Annotated in this window: 19 protein-coding genes and 1 pseudogene; 18 read left to right on the top strand and 2 right to left on the bottom strand. The window is 49.3% G+C overall.

Annotation, left to right across the window (positions count from 1 at the left end; all coding sequences use genetic code 11):
* Positions 1-108 precede the first annotated feature (108 nt).
* The gene (locus AN963_RS17015) at positions 109-741 is read left to right on the top strand and encodes a TetR/AcrR family transcriptional regulator (RefSeq protein WP_055745723.1); all 633 of its coding nucleotides are present in this window, start codon (positions 109-111) and stop codon (positions 739-741) included.
* Between the two features lie 75 nt (positions 742-816).
* The gene (icmF, locus tag AN963_RS17010) at positions 817-4,068 is read left to right on the top strand and encodes a fused isobutyryl-CoA mutase/GTPase IcmF (protein WP_055745722.1); all 3,252 of its coding nucleotides are present in this window, start codon (positions 817-819) and stop codon (positions 4,066-4,068) included.
* Between the two features lie 75 nt (positions 4,069-4,143).
* Here the strand turns inward: icmF and AN963_RS17005 are convergent.
* Positions 4,144-4,668 (bottom strand): annotated as a pseudogene (locus AN963_RS17005) (DUF1572 family protein); the annotation flags it as partial.
* Positions 4,669-4,966: 298 nt separating this feature from the next.
* On the opposite strand from AN963_RS17005, the gene rpoE reads away from it, so the two are divergent.
* Positions 4,967-5,536: a DNA-directed RNA polymerase subunit delta gene (rpoE, locus tag AN963_RS17000; RefSeq protein ID WP_055745721.1), complete on the top strand. Its 570-nt coding sequence runs from the start codon at positions 4,967-4,969 to the stop codon at positions 5,534-5,536.
* 192 nt (positions 5,537-5,728) lie between these two features.
* Positions 5,729-7,330: a CTP synthase gene (locus AN963_RS16995; protein ID WP_055745720.1), complete on the top strand. Its 1,602-nt coding sequence runs from the start codon at positions 5,729-5,731 to the stop codon at positions 7,328-7,330.
* A gap of 59 nt (positions 7,331-7,389) precedes the next feature.
* On the opposite strand, the gene AN963_RS16990 is transcribed toward AN963_RS16995, so the two are convergent.
* Positions 7,390-8,184 (bottom strand): lipid II flippase Amj family protein, encoded by a 795-nt coding sequence (locus tag AN963_RS16990; protein WP_055746346.1) that lies wholly within the window; start codon positions 8,182-8,184, stop codon positions 7,390-7,392.
* A 160-nt stretch (positions 8,185-8,344) separates the two neighbouring features.
* Between AN963_RS16990 and AN963_RS16985 the strand changes: the two genes are divergently transcribed.
* The 14 genes from AN963_RS16985 (at position 8,345) to prmC (ending at position 20,360) form a co-directional block, all read left to right on the top strand.
* Positions 8,345-8,719 (top strand): response regulator, encoded by a 375-nt coding sequence (locus AN963_RS16985; RefSeq protein ID WP_049740841.1) that lies wholly within the window; start codon positions 8,345-8,347, stop codon positions 8,717-8,719.
* A gap of 97 nt (positions 8,720-8,816) precedes the next feature.
* Positions 8,817-9,671 carry a class II fructose-1,6-bisphosphate aldolase gene (gene fba, locus AN963_RS16980; protein WP_055745719.1) on the top strand — a complete coding sequence of 285 codons (855 nt, stop codon included), beginning with the start codon at positions 8,817-8,819 and terminating at the stop codon, positions 9,669-9,671.
* 15 nt (positions 9,672-9,686) lie between these two features.
* Positions 9,687-10,331, top strand: a complete 645-nt coding sequence (gene fsa / locus AN963_RS16975; protein WP_055745718.1) for a fructose-6-phosphate aldolase — start codon at positions 9,687-9,689, stop codon at positions 10,329-10,331.
* Between the two features lie 78 nt (positions 10,332-10,409).
* Complete coding sequence (locus AN963_RS16970; protein ID WP_055745717.1) at positions 10,410-11,693, top strand: UDP-N-acetylglucosamine 1-carboxyvinyltransferase; 1,284 nt, start codon at positions 10,410-10,412, stop codon at positions 11,691-11,693.
* A gap of 28 nt (positions 11,694-11,721) precedes the next feature.
* The gene (gene glpX, locus AN963_RS16965) at positions 11,722-12,678 is read left to right on the top strand and encodes a class II fructose-bisphosphatase (protein ID WP_055745716.1); all 957 of its coding nucleotides are present in this window, start codon (positions 11,722-11,724) and stop codon (positions 12,676-12,678) included.
* 44 nt (positions 12,679-12,722) lie between these two features.
* Positions 12,723-14,003 (top strand): transcription termination factor Rho, encoded by a 1,281-nt coding sequence (gene rho, locus AN963_RS16960; RefSeq protein ID WP_055745715.1) that lies wholly within the window; start codon positions 12,723-12,725, stop codon positions 14,001-14,003.
* 71 nt (positions 14,004-14,074) lie between these two features.
* Positions 14,075-14,974, top strand: a complete 900-nt coding sequence (locus AN963_RS16955) for a peptidoglycan DD-metalloendopeptidase family protein (RefSeq protein WP_055745714.1) — start codon at positions 14,075-14,077, stop codon at positions 14,972-14,974.
* A 70-nt stretch (positions 14,975-15,044) separates the two neighbouring features.
* Complete coding sequence (locus AN963_RS16950) at positions 15,045-16,310, top strand: radical SAM protein (protein ID WP_055745713.1); 1,266 nt, start codon at positions 15,045-15,047, stop codon at positions 16,308-16,310.
* A gap of 104 nt (positions 16,311-16,414) precedes the next feature.
* Positions 16,415-16,615: a 50S ribosomal protein L31 gene (rpmE, locus tag AN963_RS16945; RefSeq protein ID WP_055745712.1), complete on the top strand. Its 201-nt coding sequence runs from the start codon at positions 16,415-16,417 to the stop codon at positions 16,613-16,615.
* A gap of 87 nt (positions 16,616-16,702) precedes the next feature.
* Positions 16,703-16,999, top strand: coding sequence for an FAD-binding domain-containing protein (locus tag AN963_RS16940; protein WP_055745711.1), 297 nt, complete (start codon positions 16,703-16,705; stop codon positions 16,997-16,999).
* 42 nt (positions 17,000-17,041) lie between these two features.
* Entirely contained in the window at positions 17,042-17,632 is a 591-nt protein-coding gene (locus tag AN963_RS16935; RefSeq protein WP_055745710.1) for a thymidine kinase, read from the top strand.
* An 86-nt stretch (positions 17,633-17,718) separates the two neighbouring features.
* Positions 17,719-18,216: a sporulation protein gene (locus AN963_RS16930; RefSeq protein WP_055745709.1), complete on the top strand. Its 498-nt coding sequence runs from the start codon at positions 17,719-17,721 to the stop codon at positions 18,214-18,216.
* A gap of 193 nt (positions 18,217-18,409) precedes the next feature.
* Positions 18,410-19,486, top strand: coding sequence for a peptide chain release factor 1 (gene prfA / locus AN963_RS16925; RefSeq protein ID WP_055745708.1), 1,077 nt, complete (start codon positions 18,410-18,412; stop codon positions 19,484-19,486).
* Complete coding sequence (gene prmC / locus AN963_RS16920; protein ID WP_055745707.1) at positions 19,470-20,360, top strand: peptide chain release factor N(5)-glutamine methyltransferase; 891 nt, start codon at positions 19,470-19,472, stop codon at positions 20,358-20,360. The genes prfA and prmC overlap by 17 nt, the downstream gene beginning before the upstream one ends.
* Positions 20,361-20,488: the final 128 nt, after the last annotated feature.

Here is a 20,488-nt window from a genome sequence, read left to right as displayed (position 1 = left end):
TCCTCGCGTATAATAATTGCGAAAAGATACAGAGACGAGCGTTTTTTTGCTTGACTTTTGGTGAAGCATCTGACCAAACGCTCAGTCGGTCGGAAAGGTGGATTTGTTGTGTCCGAGAAAAGAAAAAGCATTCCTTCCTTAGTGAAGGACCCCAAGCTCATCGAGAAGCGGCGGGAACAGATTATTGAAGCGGCAGTGAATCTGTTCATTCATAAAGGCTTTCATAAAACCACAACCAGAGAGATCGCCCGTGCTTCTGGTTTCAGTATCGGTACCTTGTATGAGTATATTGAATCAAAGGAAGATGTCTTGTATCTCGTTTGCGACGCAATCCATGCGGAAATGGAGAGTCGTCTGCGCGAGGCCATCAATTTTAACGGGACCGGTCTGAAAATATTAAAGCTGGCTCTCAAGAGCTTTATCCGTGTGATGGACCAAATGAGCGATCGCGTGTTGCTCATTTATCAAGAGTCTAAGTCGCTGCCAAAAGAAACGCTTCGCTTCGTTTTAGGACGCGAGGAGGAAATTTCGCAAGTTTTCGTGGAGATTATTCGCAAAGGAATTGCTGACGGTTCCCTTCGCATGGACGAAAAACACGTCAAGCTCATGGCCGATAACATTATGGTGCTGGGTGAGATGTGGGTATTCCGTCGCTGGGCCTTGCACAAGCACTATACGCTAGAGGAGTTCACCGAAAAGCAGATAGCCTTGTTACTGCGCGAAATCAGTGTCTCCGAATAAAAGGTAGTTTAAAAAGTTCGGGAAACATCCCCCTTTTTAAACTTATTTCATATGAATCTCGGGGAGAGTGGAACGATGGAAACAGAATTGTATCGTCCGCAAAACAAAGTTCGTTTTGTGACCGCAGCCAGCCTGTACGATGGTCACGATGCCTCGATCAACATCATGCGTCGTATTTTGCAATCTTCAGGAGTCGAAGTGATCCATCTGGGTCACAATCGTTCTGTTGATGATATTGTTACCGCCGCGATACAGGAGGATGTGCAAGGCATTGCCATCAGCTCTTATCAAGGCGGTCATGTGGAATATTTCAAGTACATGATTGATTTGCTGAAAGAGCGGGGCGCAGAGCATATCCGCGTATTTGGTGGCGGGGGCGGAGTCATCGTTCCACGCGAGATTCGGGAATTAGAGGAATATGGAGTCTGTAAAATTTACTCGCCAGATGATGGGCGTCATTTTGGTTTGCAGGGCATGATCAATGACATGATCCGACAATCCGATTTTCCGACGGTCAAGCAGCTGAACGAGGAATTCCAGGAGCTCCGTGAGCAAAACCACCGAGCGGTCGCGCGGCTGATTTCCGTGGCGGAATACGCCGTCGACCAACCTGAGTGGGTAGAATCGATCAAGAACAGCGTTCCTGAGCCGCAAGAGACGATTCCTGTGCTGGGGATTACCGGTACGGGTGGCGCAGGGAAAAGCTCTTTGACTGATGAACTGGTTCGTCGCTTTATTCGCACATACGCTGACAAGACAATAGCCATTCTCTCTGTCGACCCGTCCAAGCAAAAATCAGGCGGAGCGCTTTTAGGTGACCGCATCCGTATGAATGCCAACAACACGCCGCGTGTCTACATGCGCAGCTTGGCTACACGTAAATCCGGTATGGAGCTGTCTGCGGCATTGGAGGATGCGATCCGAGTCGCGCGTGCAGCTCACTTTGACTTGATCATCGTGGAGACGAGCGGGATTGGCCAAGGGGATGCGCAAGTCACTGACGTGTGCGATGTTTCCATGTACGTAATGACCAGTGAGTTTGGGGCGCCATCTCAGCTGGAAAAGATCGATATGCTGGACTTTGCCGACGTGATCGCGATCAATAAGTTTGAACGCAAAGGCTCCGAGGATGCCTTGCGTGAAGTGCGAAGGCAGTACCGGCGAAATCACCAGCTGTTTGAGCTTCCAGACGAGAAAGTACCTGTCTACGGAACGATTGCCAGCCAGTTTAATGATCCAGGGACCAATGTCTTGTTTGCGGCACTGATGCACAGGATTGTGGAGAAGACTGGGGTAGACTGGTCGGTAGAGCAATTGGATACGACTCCTGTCAAAATTCATAAAACTTCGTTGATTCCGATAGAACGGATCAATTATTTGCAGGACATTGCCAATACGGTTCGAAAATACCGCCAATTTACTGACGAACAGTCAGCGATCGCTCGGAAGCTGTTCCAACTGCATGGTGCAAAGGAAACGCTGTTGGCCTCCGGAGATGATTCTGCACAAGAAGTAGCAGCTGTGCTGGATAAACAAATCGGGTTGTTTGAAGAGAAGCTACATGCGGAGTGTAGACGCATCCTCAATCAATGGCCAAAGCTGAAGGCTTCTTATAAACAGGATCAATATGTGACCAAAATCCGTGACAAGGAGATCGTGACAAAGCTGTTCAGCGAATCGTTGTCCGGTACTCGCATCACCAAAGTAGCCGTGCCTGAGTACGAGGATTGGGGCGAGATTTTGAAATGGTCGCTCAAAGAAAACGTACCAGGGGAGTTCCCTTACACGGCAGGCGTATTCCCGTTCAAGCGGGAGGGAGAAGATCCCAAGCGTCAATTCGCGGGTGAGGGAACGCCAGAGCGGACCAACAGACGGTTCCACTTCTTGTCGCAAAATGACGATGCGAAGCGACTCAGTACCGCATTTGATTCGGTGACGTTGTACGGGGAAGACCCTGACTATCGCCCTGACATTTATGGCAAGGTCGGGAACAGTGGTGTGAGCATTTGTACGCTGGATGACATGAAAAAGCTGTACGCAGGCTTTGATCTGTGTGCGCCAAGCACTTCTGTATCGATGACCATTAACGGCCCGGCTCCGATGATTTTGGCCATGTTCATGAACACGGCGATTGAACAGCAGATGGAAGCATTCGTGCAGCGAGAAGGTCGTCAGCCTACCGCAGAGGAGAGCGAGCAGATCAAAGCCTACACGCTCTCTACCGTACGTGGCACCGTGCAGGCGGATATTCTCAAGGAAGATCAGGGACAAAATACCTGCATTTTCTCTACGGAGTTTGCTCTGCGGATGATGGGCGATATCCAGCAGTATTTCATCGATAAAAAAGTACGCAACTACTATTCCGTCTCTATCTCGGGCTACCATATCGCGGAGGCTGGGGCGAATCCGATTACCCAATTGGCGTTTACTTTGTCCAACGGCTTTACGTATGTCGAGTACTATTTGAGCCGCGGCATGAACATTGACGACTTTGCACCGAATTTGTCGTTCTTCTTCTCCAATGGTCTCGATCCGGAATACACCGTGATCGGACGTGTAGCACGCCGCATTTGGGCGACCGTGATGAAAAATCGCTATGGTGGCAATGATCGCAGCCAAAAGCTCAAATACCACATTCAGACCTCGGGCCGTTCACTGCACGCGCAAGAGATGGACTTCAATGACATCCGGACTACCCTGCAGGCACTGGTCGCGATCTATGACAACTGCAACTCGCTGCACACCAATGCTTATGACGAAGCGATCACGACACCGACTGAAAACTCAGTACGACGCGCGATGGCGATCCAGATGATTATCAACAAAGAATTGGGCTTGGCGAAGAATGAAAACCCGCTGCAGGGTGCATTCATCATCGACGAACTGACCGATCTGGTCGAGGAAGCAGTCATGCAGGAGTTTGAGCGAATCAGTTCTCGTGGTGGCGTGTTGGGGGCGATGGAGACTCAATACCAGCGCGGTAAAATCCAGGATGAGTCGATGTACTACGAAATGAAAAAGCACACAGGGGAGCTGCCGATCATCGGCGTCAACACCTTTATCAACCCGAACTCCTCTGAGGAAGACTACGAGATTGAGCTGGCGCGTGCTACGGAAGAGGAGAAGGTCCAGCAGATCCTAAACCTGCGTGCCTTCCAGGAAAGCAATCGAGTTCAGGCTGGAGTAGCTCTTCGTCGACTGCAAGAAGTCGCTACGTCCGGTGGCAATATTTTTGCGGAGTTGATGGAGACAGTGAAGGTTGCTTCGCTGGGTCAAATTAGTGCAGCTTTGTACGAGGTTGGCGGTCAATACCGTAGAAACATGTAAGGAAGTGTCCCTCGGCAGCTAGCCGGGGGATTTTTATGTAACAAAACGGTCATAGAAAAAAGCGGCATAGGGGAATCACTGGCCGCTTTTGTTTTTCTTTTTAACAGTTTCGGTATATTCCAAGGATTTGCCGCGAGGAACACTGAGATTTCTCCAGCTCGTATCCTTGATCTGTTTGGCCGCATAGACAATCTGCCCGATGTGATAGGGATAATGAGACACCTGTCGGATAATCGCCTTTAAGACGGTATGAGGCTCGTCACGGATGGTGACCGTTTTCATCAGGTCTTCGTCACTGAGTTTGGACAAGGCGTCGAAAAACGTTTGCCAGCCATCCTCCCACGCGACCATCAATTCCTCCCGACTCGCGTAGCCGCCTTCAAATTCCAAATCGCGTTTCCGATTGGGCTTCTCCCCATCGCTTGATAAAAAATCTGTCCATCTAGCGATCATATTCCCCGATAAATGTTTGACGATGATGGCGATACTGTTGGATTCAGAGGAAGGTGCCCAATGAAGCTCACCAAAGGTAAGTTGTTCCATCGCTTTTTCTGCCAAGAGTTTGTTCTCTTTAAACTTATCAACTGTACATAAAAGGAATTAGTGTGCCATTTCCAATGGAATCCTCTCCTTCTCTTGGAAATACCCATTATCTACCATGGTAGCATAGCTTTGCTAAAATGATGAAGAGAAAAAGACCGTGAATAATATATCGCGAACCCCGTTTGAAAGCCTTGCATTTTCGTCTAAAATAAGGAATACTGTATGTTAGCCTTCGTATGTAGTACAATCGAAGCATCCGACATTATTGTAGATTTACCTATACAAAGCCGCGCCTCACCAAGAAGTGTAGGCAGTATGGTATCCCATAGTTTTCAATGGAAAGGACGTGCCCTGAGTGAGTCAATTGTTTGCTCATGTTGATTCCGAGAAACTGAGTGAGATGGCATTGGTTGACATTGCGTATGAAATTTTGCGTCAAACCAATCGAACTTACAACTTCCGCGAGCTGATGGATGAACTGGTTGCCGTTCGCAAGATGACGAAGGAACAACTCATGGCCATCATCGCTCAAGTATACACAGAAATTAATATCGACGGCCGCTTCGTTTGCCTCGGTGACAATGTCTGGGGTCTGAAACGCTGGTATCCGACCGACACTGTTGAGGAAACACAAGAGGGCGGAGGAACCAAAAAGAAAAAGGTTATCTTGGACGACGACTTCGACGACTACGATACGGAAGACGACATCGTCGAAGAGTACGAAGAAGACGATGTGGTTATCTTTGAAGACGAAGAAGAATTCGTGGACGAAGAGGCTGAGATCGAGGAAGAAGAAATCGAAGCTGAAATCGACGAAGAGGAAATCGAAGACGAAGAGGAATTGTTCGAAGATGAAGAGCTGGCAGAAGAGGAATCGGACGAAGAAGGCGACGATGATGCCGCTGACGACGATGACAAATTATAAGTCCTTGACTTCCGCTTGAGGGACAGATAAAATACTCCTTGGGCTTCACATGAAGAAGGATCAAATATGGGAAACTATAAAACAAAAGTGCCCCTACCCCATTGCTTTACGGGATAGGACTCCGCTTTTGTTTTTTCTTTTTTTTGGAGCCGTCTTCATACGATTTATCATCATCTTGAGGAGGACGTTAGCATGACGAAGTATATTTTTGTGACAGGCGGGGTCGTATCCTCGTTGGGAAAAGGGATTACAGCGGCGTCTTTGGGACGACTCCTGAAGAATCGGGGTCTCAAGGTAACCATCCAGAAATTTGACCCATACATTAACGTTGACCCGGGAACGATGAGTCCGTATCAACATGGGGAAGTATTCGTGACCGATGACGGAGCGGAAACGGATTTGGACTTGGGTCACTACGAGCGGTTTATCGACATCAACCTGAGCGCGAACTCCAACGTAACGACTGGTAAAATCTACTCCTCTGTTATCGCGAAAGAGCGTCGCGGTGACTACTTGGGCGGAACCGTACAGGTTATCCCTCACATCACCAACGAAATCAAAGAGCGGGTATTCCGTGCAGGGCGTGAAACCGGAGCAGACGTGGTAATCACAGAGATCGGCGGAACCGTTGGTGACATCGAGAGCTTGCCATTCCTGGAAGCGATTCGTCAGATCAAGAGCGACATCGGCCGCGAAAACGTCATGTACATTCACGTGACGCTCGTTCCTTACATCAAGGCAGCCGGCGAAATGAAAACAAAACCAACCCAACACAGCGTAAAAGAATTGCGCAGCCTGGGTATCCAGCCGACAGTCATCGTCACTCGTACTGAGCAACCGATGACACAAGAAATGAAAGACAAGCTGGCATTGTTCTGTGACATCGATAAAAATGCAGTAGTAGAGTGTATCGATGCTGAGACGCTTTATGATGTTCCATTGCAATTGCAAGCACAAGGACTGGACGATTATGTTTGCCGCCATCTGGGCTTGACTTGTCAAGAAGCGGATATGACCGAGTGGAAATCACTCGTTGGCAAAATCAAAAACCTGTCCAAAACCACTCGCATCGCGATTGTTGGTAAATATGTTGAACTGCACGACGCTTATTTGTCCGTTGCAGAAGCTCTGTATCATGGCGGTTATGCTATTGATTCCAAAATCGACATCAAATGGGTGAGTGCAGAAGAAGTCACCTTGCAAAATGCAAGCGAACTGCTCGGTGATGTAGATGGCATCCTCGTACCAGGTGGTTTCGGTGACCGTGGTATCGAAGGGAAAATCATCGCGACGCGCTATGCTCGTGAAAATAAAGTTCCGTTCCTGGGTATTTGCCTGGGTATGCAGATTGCAGTTATTGAGTTTGCGCGCCACGTAGCTGGCATGGATCTGGCAAACAGCTCCGAAATCAATCCAGATACACCTTACCCGGTTATCGATCTCTTGCCAGAGCAAAAAGAAATCGAAGACAAGGGTGGCACGATGCGCCTGGGTGTTGGCCCAACGAAAGTTGAAGAGGGCACATTAACCGAACAGGCTTATGGCAGCACTGTGGTGTATGAACGCCATCGCCATCGTTATGAAGTAAACAACGAGTACCGTGAGCGACTGGCTGAGCTGGGCTTGCGTTTTGCAGGTACGACACCGGATGGACGTCTGGTAGAAATCGTGGAAGTTCCAGAGCATCCTTGGTTCCTGGCTACCCAATTCCACCCAGAGTTTACATCCCGTCCAAACCGTCCACAACCATTGTTCCGTGATTTTGTAAAAGCAGCGCTTACCAACCAGAAGTAATAGGACTAACTGAAAAACGCACCTGCGCTAACATTGTCGCAGGTGCATTTTTTTTGGAATTAGTGGAACAGGGGAGTGATCCATGCGACCCAGTACGCTGCAGGGATGAGCAAGATCTGAGCGAGCAGCGTCCCGAAAAAGCGGGAGATCATCAACCACATGTACATATCGCGGATCGAGTCAAAAGAAGACTTTCCTTGCATCGCCTTTTCCGTCATGAGCGCTACTTGCGGGTCCACTAATATCGTCATGAAAATGGTGGCAAAGCCGTTGATCATCCCGGATGACATCAAGACGGTTGCCTTGTAGTCAGGTGCCAGCAGAGTCGCGTAGAGAACGGACAAGATACTGCTCGTATAGATGCCGGTACCGATGCAATTTAACAACAAGAGGCGTTTGGGCACGCCTTTGATTCGAAAGCGGGAAATGACTTGGAGACTAGGCACACGGACATGGTGCCGGACACTCCGGATGCTGTCGATGGTGACAGCTGTGCGCAGCATCTGTGGGATCGAGCCAGCTAGCTCCAGATGGGCGATCAGTCGTTTCGAGAGCTGTGCAGCAGTCGGAAAGAGCAAGATAGCGGTCAGGGTGCCGAGGGAAGCCGCAGCGATAATCAAGTGCAGCTTCAGGCTCGGATCGGTGTGCATGAGCGCAGCCTGATCGATCAGTCCTCCGGTAAAGGGGCCTTGTATCAGATTCGACGTACGGGACAAAAGTAGGATAATTCCTACGAGCGAAAGGGCAACCGCCAATCTTCCGGTCTGTACGCCTGCATAGCGAACTGCGTAGGAAAGAGTCTCCGTCGTATGGATAATGAAAGTTAACAAGCAGATCAGCAAGACGGCGTCCATCATGGTATGTCGGCTCCTTACTTAGCTAAAAAATAGTATCCCTATTATACTCCAAAGCATTGGAGTGGGAAAATTTCAACGAGATGCGGGGAGGAGTTTCCTGAATTTAGGCGAACCTTATGTCATTAAGGAAAAGGCTCTGGTCAGGGGGGGAATCGAATTGTTGGACAAGCATGATAAAAAAGTATTGGTGGTAGACGATCAGTACGGTATCCGCATCTTGTTATACGAAGTACTAGGTAAGGAAGGTTACAAGACGTTTCAGGCGGCCAACGGAAAGATGGCATTGGAAATCGTTGAAAAGGAATCTCCTGATCTGGTTATTCTAGATATGAAGATCCCGGGTATGGACGGAATTGAGATTTTAAAGCATATCAAAAAAATCAATCAGGACATCAAGGTTATCATGATGACAGCTTACGGTGAGCTGGACATGATAAAGGAAGCGACACAATTAGGAGCATTGACACACTTCACAAAGCCGTTTGATATCGACGAACTGCGTATGGCTGTGCATCAACAATTAGCTTGTTAGTCCCAGAGGTATCCTAGACATGCGTACCTGTTAACAAGCAGGTGTCTGTGATATAATAAGCCACAGATTGAAGTCTGCTAGAGGAGGATTTACTAAAATGCCACTCGTACCTATGACCGCTTTTACCGAAGACGTCAAAAAGGATAAATACGCCGTCGGACAATTCAATTTGAACAACCTGGAGTTCACTCAAGCGATTACCGAAGCAGCGATGGAAGAAAAGTCGCCAGTTATCTTCGGAGTGTCTGAGGGTGCTCTTAAATACATGGGCATTGACTATACCGTAGCCATCGCAAAAGTGGCAGCGGAACGTGCTGGTGTCCCAGTCGCTCTTCACTTGGACCATGGCAGCAACTTTGACATGGTAATGAAGTGCATCCGCGCTGGATTCTCTTCCGTTATGTTTGATGGTTCTCATCACTCTTTTGAAGACAACCTTCGCCTAACGAAGCAAGTAGTAGAGGCTGCGCACGCTGTTGGCGTTTCTGTAGAAGGCGAGCTCGGTACGATCGGTGGGGTAGAAGATGACCTCTCCGTAGACGAAGAAGACGCAACTCTGGCAAATCCAGAGGAAGCAATCCGCTTCTGGGAAGAAACCAAGGTAGACTATGTAGCGATCGCTGTTGGTACAGCACATGGTATGTACAAAGGCGTTCCTAAAATCCGCTACGACATTATCGAAAAAGTAGCGAGCAACATCGGCGCACCAATCGTGCTGCACGGTGGTTCCGGCGTACCGGATGAAGCGATTGTCAAATCGATCAGCCTGGGCGTTGGTAAAATTAACGTGAATACGGAATCTCAAGTCGCATGCACCGAAATGATTCGCAAAGTGTTGGCTGCCAAGCCGAACGAGATTGACCCGCGCAAATACTTGGGCCCTGCTCGCGACGCGATCAAGGAAGTAGTTAAAGGAAAAATGCGCTTGTTTGGCAGTAGCAACCGCGCGTAACCAAGGAGGATAACCATGCGTTTTCTGATAGATACAGCAAACGTCGACGAAATTCGTGAAATTCACGAGTGGGGCGTTCTTGCAGGCGTGACCACGAATCCATCCCTGGTTGCCAAGGAAGGACGAGATTTCGTCGAAACACTCAAAGAGATTATCGACATTGTCGATGGACCCATCAGTGCCGAGGTCATCAGCACCGAAGCGAAAGGCATGATTGAAGAGGGCGAAAAGCTAGCTTCCCTGTCCAAGAACATCGTGATTAAAATCCCGATGACAGCTGAAGGGTTGAAAGCAGCGAAGTACTTCTCGAAAAGAAAGATCAAAACCAACGTGACGCTGGTGTTTTCTGCTAACCAAGCATTGTTGGCTGCACGTGCAGGAGCGAGCTTCGTTTCTCCGTTCCTGGGACGTTTGGACGATATCGGCCAAGATGGCATGAATTTGATCGATGATATCTCTGAAATTTTTTCTGTTCACGGGATCGAAACAGAAATTATCGCGGCGTCGGTTCGCCATCCCGTCCATGTGACGGAAGCGGCAAAGCGTGGAGCACATTTTGCTACCATTCCGTCCAAAGTATTTAAACAAATTATTACTCACCCGCTGACAGATAGCGGTCTGGAGAAGTTTCTCGCTGACTGGGCTAGCATGCAAAAATAAGATCGTATTAATAGCTCCAAGCACCTTTTCCACTGGGGAAGGTGCTTCTTTCCCGATTACGCCTGAGGAGAGCAGAACATGGATAAGCTGATCATCAATGGTGGGAAACCGCTCGCGGGGACGGTAACCATCAGCGGAGCGAAAAATAGCGCAGTCGCCTTGATTCCGGCAGCGCTTCTGGCGGATGGGCCAGTCGTCATTGAAAACTTGCCCCGCATTCAGGACGTGGACATTTATTGTGAGCTCCTGCAAGAAATGGGAGCTGACGTGCTTTTTGAGGATGACTGGATGGAAGTCGATGGGCGAGCGATGAGGCTGATGCTGATGCCCAACGGTCGTATTAAAAAGCTGCGTGCTTCCTACTATCTCTGGGGAGCTCTGCTAGCGAAGTTTGGAGAAGCACAGGTAGGATTGCCGGGTGGCTGTGATCTAGGTCCGCGTCCGGTCGATTTGCATATCAAAGGCTTTGAGGCGATGGGCGCCCAGGTGGAAAATAAGAACGGCGTCATGACTATCAAAGCAAAGAATGGCCGACTCCAAGGAGCGCGGATTTATCTCGATCTGGTCAGTGTCGGTGCAACTATTAACATCATGCTGGCTGCTGCCAAAGCAGAGGGCGTGACCATTATTGAAAACGCAGCTCGCGAACCGGAGATCGTCGATGTGGCTACCCTGTTAAACAATATGGGTGCCAACATCAAGGGAGCGGGCACGGATATGATTCGCATCCAGGGCGTGGAGCGTTTGCGTGGCTGTCGCCATACGATTATTCCCGACCGGATCGAGGCAGGGACCTATATGATCGCTGCAGCAGCGACGAACGGGAATGTGTTGGTGGAGAACGTTATCCCCAAGCATCTCGAATCATTGACTGCAAAGCTGCGAGAAATCGGGGCGCAAGTGGTGGAAATGGACGATTGTATTCAAGTAATCGGTCAAGAGGTCTACCGCTCTATTGATGTGAAAACAAGTCCGTACCCAGGATTTCCTACCGATCTTCAACAACCGATTACAACCCTTTTGACATTGGCAAAAGGATCGAGTATCGTCACAGACAATATTTACAGCTCGCGCTTTCGCCATGTCGATGAACTTCGACGCATGGGAGCGACGTTGAAAGTCGAAGGCAGGTCTGCCGTGATCGAAGGTGGCAGCAGCCTGAATGGAGCGAAAGTGGTGGCGTCAGATTTGCGAGCGGGAGCAGCCTTATTCATCGCGGGTCTGGCTACAAATGGAACAACAGAGCTAGAAGGCTTGGATCATATTGACCGGGGTTATGAAAATTTAGTAGGCAAGCTGCAAACACTAGGAGCCGATGTGGTACGGATAGGCTTGCATCGCTCAGAAAGTCATCAACGTTAATGAATCACCAGGAGAGGAGTCTTCCAGAATGGAACGCAGTTTAACACTTGAACTGGTACGTGTGACCGAGGCAGCAGCTTTGGCTTCGGCTAGTTGGATGGGTCTCGGAAAAAAAGATGAGGCTGACGATGCCGCAACAACTGCAATGAGAAAAGAGTTTGAAAAAGTGCCGATGGACGGAATCGTCGTAATCGGTGAAGGGGAAATGGATGAAGCGCCGATGCTCTACATTGGAGAGCGTCTGGGGCAAGGAGTTGCTCCTGCGGTTGATGTAGCGGTAGACCCGTTGGAAGGAACAAACATCCTCGCCAAAGGTACGTGGGGAGCAATCTCTGTTATCGCGATTGCAGACCGCGGCAATTTGTTGCATGCGCCTGACATGTATATGGAAAAAATAGCAGTAGGACCAAAAGCAGTCGGCAAGATTGATATCAACGCGCCGATTCGCGATAACCTGAAGGCTGTTGCACAGGCGCAAGGCAAGGATATCAGTGACTTGGTAGCGATTGTGCTGGATCGCGACCGTCATCAACAAGTCATTCATGAAATCCGTGAAGCTGGTGCTCGGATCCGCCTCATTTCTGATGGAGACGTAGCTGCGGCTATCAATACGGCATTTATGGATACAGGGGTAGATATCATGTTTGGCTCTGGTGGAGCACCTGAGGGCGTTCTAGCTGCCGTGGCATTGAAATGTCTGGGTGGAGAAATCCAAGGCAAGCTCTTGCCGCAGAGCCAAGAAGAGATCGAACGCTGTATTAAAATGGGGCTGACGAATCCTCATCAAGTCCTGTTCATGAACGATCTGGTAAAAGGCGACGATGCCATTTTTGCTGCGACAGGCGTTACGGATGGAGAACTGCTGAAAGGTGTACGTTTCCAAGGGACACGCGCAACTACGAATTCAGTGGTCATGCGAGCAAAAACGGGAACGGTACGCTTCATTGAAGGGAATCACCGACTGGAGCGCAAACCGACGCTATAGTCACTTTCACATCGCAAGAAGAGTAAATAAAGAGTGGTGGATGTATGTTAATTTCTGAACTAGAAGAAAAGAAACTTACCGATCTCTACAAATTGGCAAAGGAATATCACATTCCGTACTATTCACAGTTAAAGAAGAAGGAATTGATATTTGCGATTCTTCGTGCCAGAGCGGAAAAAGACGGTCTCATGTTTATGGAGGGTGTACTGGATATCCTGCCGGAAGGATACGGTTTCCTACGCCCGATCAACTATCTCCCTAGCTCCGAGGACATCTACATCTCCCAATCGCAGATCAGACGCTTTGATCTGCGGATGGGGGACGTAGTATCGGGTAAGGCACGGCCGCCAAAGGAGAACGAACGTTATTTCGGGCTCCTGCAAGTAGAGGCAGTCAACGGAGAAGACCCCGAAACAGCTGCAGAGCGTTTGCATTTCCCCGCTTTGACACCGCTGTATCCTCAAACCAAGCTCGTACTGGAAACATCTCCTGATCGTGTTTCCACCCGCCTGATGGATCTCCTCTCCCCTGTTGGACTGGGTCAGCGTGGACTTATTGTGGCTCCGCCAAAAGCGGGCAAAACCATGTTGCTAAAAGAAATCGCCAACAGCATCACGGAGAGTCGCCCGGATATACATTTATTTGTTTTGCTTATTGATGAGCGCCCAGAAGAAGTAACGGATATGCAGCGTTCCGTAAAAGGGGAAGTCGTAGCTTCTACCTTTGATGAATTACCTGAAAATCATATCAAGGTAGCAGAGCTGGTCCTGGAGCGCGCGAAACGTCTGGTCGAACACAAGAAAGACGTCGTGATTTTGCTCGACTCGATCACACGATTGGCACGTGCCTATAATCTGGTGATTCCACCGAGCGGTCGGACGTTGTCTGGTGGTATCGATCCAGCTGCTTTCCATCGTCCCAAGCGCTTTTTTGGTTCAGCGCGGAACATCGAAGAGGGTGGCAGCCTGACCATTTTGGCTACTGCACTTGTAGAAACCGGCTCTCGTATGGATGACGTCATTTACGAAGAGTTCAAAGGTACGGGGAACATGGAGCTACATTTGGATCGGAAGCTGTCAGAGCGTCGGATTTTCCCTGCGATCGACATTCGTCGTTCCGGGACGCGGCGTGAAGAACTGCTTCTCACCAAGGAAGAGCTGGACAAGTTGTGGATGATCCGCAAGAACATGAATGAGACCAACGAATTTGTGGATTCATTTATCAAAAAGCTGGCGGATACCAAAACCAATGATGAATTTTTACAAACGCTGGAATCCAAGCAAAGTCGCGGAAAAGCAGCAAATACGACGGTGAGTTCTTCATGACTCACCGTCATTTTTTTGTACCTTTAGGCATACCGTAGGGAATAGAAATTCGAACGAAGGAGGAGTCTTCTGTGGATTACGTGCAACCCGCTCACATAGGGAGCCCGGAAGAGGCCAAAAGGGTGGTCGTGGAGCAGACCTTGTTTCAAGCATTCAATCCTTATGCGAGCTTGGCTAAATCTGATGCGCCATCAAAAAATAAGGTCATGGTGTATGCCGTGAACCAGGGGGATACCCTCTCGGACATTGCCCATCGGTATGGCCTCACTTTGCGCAAGCTGATTGAAATGAACAAGATCAATAATCCCAATTTTGTTGGAGTAGGGATGAAGCTGATCATCAGCCGGGATGAAGTGAAGCATATCGTCAAACGCGGAGAAACGCTCAACTACATATCGACACGATACGGTGTCAGCAGGGAATTGCTGGTAGATCGCAATCCTTTGCTCAAGTGGCTGTCGGACAACCTATATGTGGGACAGGTCGTATATGTCCCAATCATAGGTGATCGACCGTTGCAGGCAGAAGACCTGCAGCAAAAACGGAATACGTCTCAGGCGGCGAGCAGACAAGTGATTGGGCGCGTGCGGGAACGCATGGAATGGCCGGTGAAAGGTGCTACGATCACGAGTGGTTTCGGCGTACGCTGGGGAAAAGCTCATAAAGGGGTAGACCTGTGGAATGAAAGCGAGGCAAAAGCGCCCATCTATGCAGCAAAGTCAGGGGTTGTAGTCGAGGCAGGGGCCAATCGATCGGGTTACGGCCGGATGGTGGTGCTCGATCACGGGGACGGGTTGCAGACGTTTTATGCCCATATGCGCAGCATTATCGTCGCTCCTGGTCAATCGGTGGGAGCGGGCGATATGCTTGGGTTTATGGGACAGACGGGCGATTCGACGGGGTACCACTTGCACTTTGAGGTACGGCAGGACGACGTACCGATCAATCCGCTACCGTATCTCGGCAGGTAACCCTTCACAATTTACATTGCTTTTTCAATGCGTTACAATGGGCAAAGCAAAGAAGCGAGGCGATTTTCCCATGTATTTAGTGTACGCAGATGAAAAAGGTAATGTATACGACCACCCCGGCTTGCTGTCGGTGGCACGTAACGGTGATATATTGACTGAAATTCTGGAGGAAGAGCTGATTCCGCTGCCGGAAGGAGCGACTTTAGTCAGCTTGCCAGATACCGTACCGATCGGGATGGATCCGGATACAGGTGAAATGGTAAAGCTGGATGGTTGTACGGCGGTGGGAGCACTTGTTCCTCAAGGAATTACACGTTTGCTGCTTCCTGGGTATGTGAAATCAAACAAGGATAGCAAGCTACCTCTTTTCGGTTATTCCGCTGTTGTTTGGAAGGATGGTAGTTTCTGGGTAGCGGGTCGAGCGAGTGATGACATCTACAAGTGGGATCCACTCAACTTCCCGATGGACGAGCTTCGTCAGCGCGTGGAGAAAACGTTGGAGCAGTTTCCGCAGAACCGGATTTTGAACCATCTATCTCATTGTGCGCTGGAGTATGAATGTCTGACAGCTTCCAATAACTTCTTCCATCGCTGGGAAGGAAGCCTGCCGGTTTCGTATACCTGTAATGCCGGTTGCTATGGCTGTATTTCCGAGCAGCCCGAGGATAGCGGCTTCCCGTCTCCGCAGACGCGGATGAACTTCAAGCCAACGGAGGATGAGCTGGTGGAGGTCATGCTTCATCATCTGCAGGATCCAGAGAGCATCATCAGCTTTGGACAAGGCTGTGAAGGAGAACCTTCCACGATGGCATCCATCATTGTTCCGGCGATGCGTCGCGTGCGGGAACAGACAGATCTGGGCTACATTAACATCAACACCAACGCAGGGCTGACGGACCACATCAAAGGAATCGTGGACGCGGGTCTTGATCTGATGCGGGTCAGTATTATCAGCGCGATCGATGAGCATTACAATGCGTACTATCGACCACGCAACTATACTTTGGAAAATGTAGCGCGTTCGGCTGAGTATGCTGCTTCCAAAGGTGTTTATACCTCGATTAATTACCTGTGCTTCCCAGGGGTCTTTGACCGTGAAGAAGAGATGGAAGCGATGATTAACTTCATCCGCAGAACAGGAATCAAATTGATCCAGATGCGCAATCTAAACATTGATCCAGAGAGCTACCTGTCGATGATTCCGAAGGCTCAGGGCGAAGTGTTTGGTATGAAGCAAGCCATTGAGATCTACCAGGAAGAGCTGCCAGATGTAGTGATCGGGTCGTTTACTCACATTCCTCCGGAGCAGCTGCGACGCAGGAAAAACATGGCCTAAGTCGGCAACCTGTTGCATTTGTGCTGACGGCGTGCTACTATTTTTTATGTGTTTATATAACTCTGTTTCGGCAAACGATTCAGGGCGGAAAGAGGTGCATTGAGATGAAACAAGGTATTCATCCACAGTACAACACTGTGAAGGTAACATGTGCATGCGGTAACGAGTTTGAATCCGGTTCTGTGAAGCAAGCGCTGAAAGTGGAGATCTGCTCCAACTGCCATCCTTTCTTCACCGGTAAACAAAAATTCGTTGACGCTGGCGGCCGTGTAGACCGTTTCAAACGCAAATACAATCTTTCCTAATCGGAGAGGATTGGAGCAACCAGGTAGAGCAATCTGCCTGGTTTTGTTTTTCTCCGGATCTTTTTCTTATCGATACGAGATGGTGCAATGAACAAATCGGATATCCCATCGTCGATGCGTAAGGGAATGGCGCATTTCCCCATCTTTAACAAGGTAGCGCAGGGAGAGAAATTTGACCCGGATGGAGTTTTTGTAAAAAAATATCTTCCCGAGCTGCAGCAAGTACCTCTACAATATATCCATAAACCGTGGGAAATGCCGCAGAGTTTACAGGAGCAAACGGGATGCGTCATCGGTCTGAACTATCCGCCTCCGTGCGTGGACCATGCGCAAAGAAGGAAGCTCGCTCTGTCCCTGTTCAGGAGGCCAAGGATCGTCGTCTGACAAAGGCAGAGTAATCACTTCTTGATAAAGGGAGATAGAAACGTGGCACAACTTTATTTTCGCTATGGAGCAATGAACGCTTCCAAATCGATTCAGCTTTTGACAGTCGCTCATAATTACGAGCAATCAGGAAAAAAAGTAATGGTGTTTACTCCGGCAGTCGATGACCGCTTTGGAGTGGGGAAAGTAGCTTCGCGTGTGGGGATCAGTCGGGAAGCCTATCCGATTACAGAAGAAACGAATCTGTACGAAACCGTCGCAGCGGAGGAACGAAAGCCGCATTGTGTACTTGTGGACGAAGCTCAGTTTATCGGCAAGCATCATGTCGAGCAGCTGGTGGCGATTGTAGACGAGCTTGGCATTCCTGTGATCGTCTACGGGCTGTTGAAAAACTTTAAAAACGAGCTCTTCCCGGGAAGTGCAGCGTTGCTGTGTGAGGCAGATAAGGTAGAGGAAATTAAAACCGTATGCGTCTACTGCAATAAAAAAGCGACCCATATCCTCAAGTTTAAAAATGGAAAGCCTGTCTATAGCGGAGAGACTATTGAAATTGCTGGAAATGATACCTACAGCAGCGTCTGTCGACGTCATTACTACCATCCGCCAGCCAATCTAGAACGAAAAGAAGATTGATAGTGAGCAAATGCCACCCCGATTCGCCCGTGCATGAGCATCCGACGTGATGCGCAGACTAAGGCAAAACAGGAGGTGGCTTTTTCATGCGACGCTTGCCTATTTGGAAAAGCTCGATGGCAGTGCTTTGTGTGGCTGCCCTTGCTTCCGTGCTGACTGCCGGATGCAATCGAACCATGACACAGGAGAAGGGCTACGGAACCCAAAATCTGGATCGGCAGCACAATACCACGATTAAAGGGGAGACTAGTGGCGATATCATCCATCGTCCTGCGACTCCAACGGAAGATCGGGACGGGCTGATGGGACGAAACCAAAACCCGAATCTGATCATTGGACATAACCAAACGCGTGGATATCAGGTCGATCTGAAAAATATGGAGATGATGGCCAAATCCGTGCCGGGTGTAGAAAATGCCCGCATCACACTGAACGGCGGAAATGCATATGTTACTCTTGATCTGGTGCACAACATAACAGCTAACCAAGCGCGGACAATCGAAAAAGAGGTTATTGCAGGACTGAAGCAGAAAATACCACGCTACGATTTCCATGTAACCTCAAACGAAGGTTTTCATCGCTAGTATCTGAGACAGTTGTGCAACAGCGGTGCGGATCAAGCGAAAGGCTCGGCATCGCCGGGCCTGTTTTGTTGTTTTTCATCTATGGAATCCTTTTCCCAGTAAAATAATGCGCTTTGACTTATTTCTTGTTTCCTCCTATAATTTATCTGTTATGATTGTATTTTCGTATTCTTTACGATTGGGGTGAAGTACAGTGTTTACACGCTTATCCGCAGTTGAAGAGCGTTTTGAAGAAGTGACCAATCTCCTATGTGACCCCGACGTCATTAGTGACACAAAACGCTTGCGTGAATTGTCCAAGGAACAGTCTTCCCTGGAAGAAACCGTGACGACCTACCGTGAATATAAATCAGTTGTATCCCAGGTGGATGATGCCAAGGCCATGCTGGAAGAGAAACTGGACGACGAAATGCGTGAGATGGTCAAGCTGGAAATCAGTGAATTGGCTTCGCGTAAGGAAAAATTGGAAGACCGTTTGAAAATCCTGTTGCTGCCAAAAGATCCGAACGATGAGAAAAACGTTATCGTCGAGGTGCGCGGTGCAGCAGGCGGAGACGAGGCTGCCTTGTTTGCAGCGGTACTGTTCCGTATGTACACTCGCTTTGCCGAGCGCAACGGCTTCAAGATCGAAGTATTGGAAGCAAGCCCTACCGATATTGGTGGATACAAGGAAATCGTCTTCTCGCTTAGCGGTCGCGGCGCTTACAGCAAAATGAAGTTCGAAAGCGGAGCGCATCGCGTACAGCGTATTCCGGCTACTGAGTCCGGCGGGCGCATTCATACCTCTACGGCGACTGTTCTGGTACTCCCGGAAGCAGAAGAAGTAGAAGTAGAAGTACACGACAAAGATATTCGTATCGACACCTTCTGTTCGAGTGGTGCCGGTGGACAGAGCGTTAATACCACCAAGTCTGCCGTACGTGTAACCCATCTTCCTACAGGTATCATGGTTTCCTGTCAGGATGAGAAGTCGCAGCACTCCAACAAAGATAAAGCATTGCGTGTATTGCGTGCTCGTCTGTACGATTTTTACATGCAGCAGCAAAATGCCGAAGTAGATGCCAACCGCAAGAGCTTGGTGGGTACTGGTGACCGCAGTGAGCGTATCCGTACGTACAATTATCCACAAAGCCGTGTGACCGACCACCGTATCGGCCTGACGTTGCACCGTTTGGAGTCAGTTCTCGAAGGCGAGCTGGATGAAGTGATCGACAACCTGATCATGCATGAACAGACGGAGTTGTTGAAAAGCCATGCAAACACAGCTTGATTGGTCTGATGTCACGACGATCCGAGAAGCCCTGACACGGGCTTCTTCCTTTTTACGCGAGAATGAGGCCAAAGATCCTGTATTTGAAGCGGAGCTGTTGATTCGGCATTGTCTGGACTGGGATCGTACGCGATTTCTGATCTCCATGATGGATCCTATCACTCCCGAGACGATTGAACGATTGGATGAGTTGCTCCAGCGACGTGCCCAGCACGAACCGTTGCAGTACATGTTTGGTTCTCAGGAGTTTTACGGACGCCCTTTCGTCGTACGACCAGGGGTGCTGATTCCTCGGCCTGAAACCGAGATCCTGGTGGAGCAAGTGCTCTTGCATGCAGAAAAGCTGTGGCCAGACAGTAGTAGTCTTGATGTGGCTGATATCGGAACAGGGAGCGGAGCCATTTGTATTACGCTTGCTTGTGAGCGTCCGGGCTGGAACGTCACAACGGTGGACCTTTCTCCAGATGCGACGACCATCGCCAAGGAAAATGCACAACGGCTTGGTGCGCAGATACGCTTTTTGCAAGGGGATTTGGTGCAGCCTTTACTCACAGCAGCTGAGCAAGTCGATATCCTTGTTTCCAATCCGCCCTATATCCCGAGCACGGATGTAGACGAGCTGGATGCTGAGGTGCTCGAGCATGAGCCGCGGTTGGCCTTGGATGGTGGTTCGGATGGTTTGGATTGCTATCGTCGCCTGTGCGAGGCGCTGCCAGCAGTGCTGCGATCGCGATCGCTTGTCGCCTATGAAGTCGGCATTCATCAAGCTCGTGATGTAGCTGATCTGATGTTGGCTTCCGGTGTGATTGATGAGGTGCATATCGTTTCAGATTTGGCGGGAATCGAACGGGTAGTTATCGGTGTCAGACGATAAGGACCTGCTCGTCTCGCCTTTTTTTGCTATATGGACGAATATTTTAGATCCGTGTTTGAATTCAGAACCTTCTGCCCATACTGATGCTAGAGAGAAAAAAGAGAGAAGTACAAGCACAGTATAGAGGG

The sequence above is a fragment of the Brevibacillus choshinensis genome, from assembly GCF_001420695.1.
In the GTDB taxonomy this organism is placed as follows: domain Bacteria; phylum Bacillota; class Bacilli; order Brevibacillales; family Brevibacillaceae; genus Brevibacillus; species Brevibacillus choshinensis.
The sequence above is the reverse complement of the archived record's forward strand: the minus strand, read 5'-3'. Positions and strand labels throughout refer to the sequence as shown.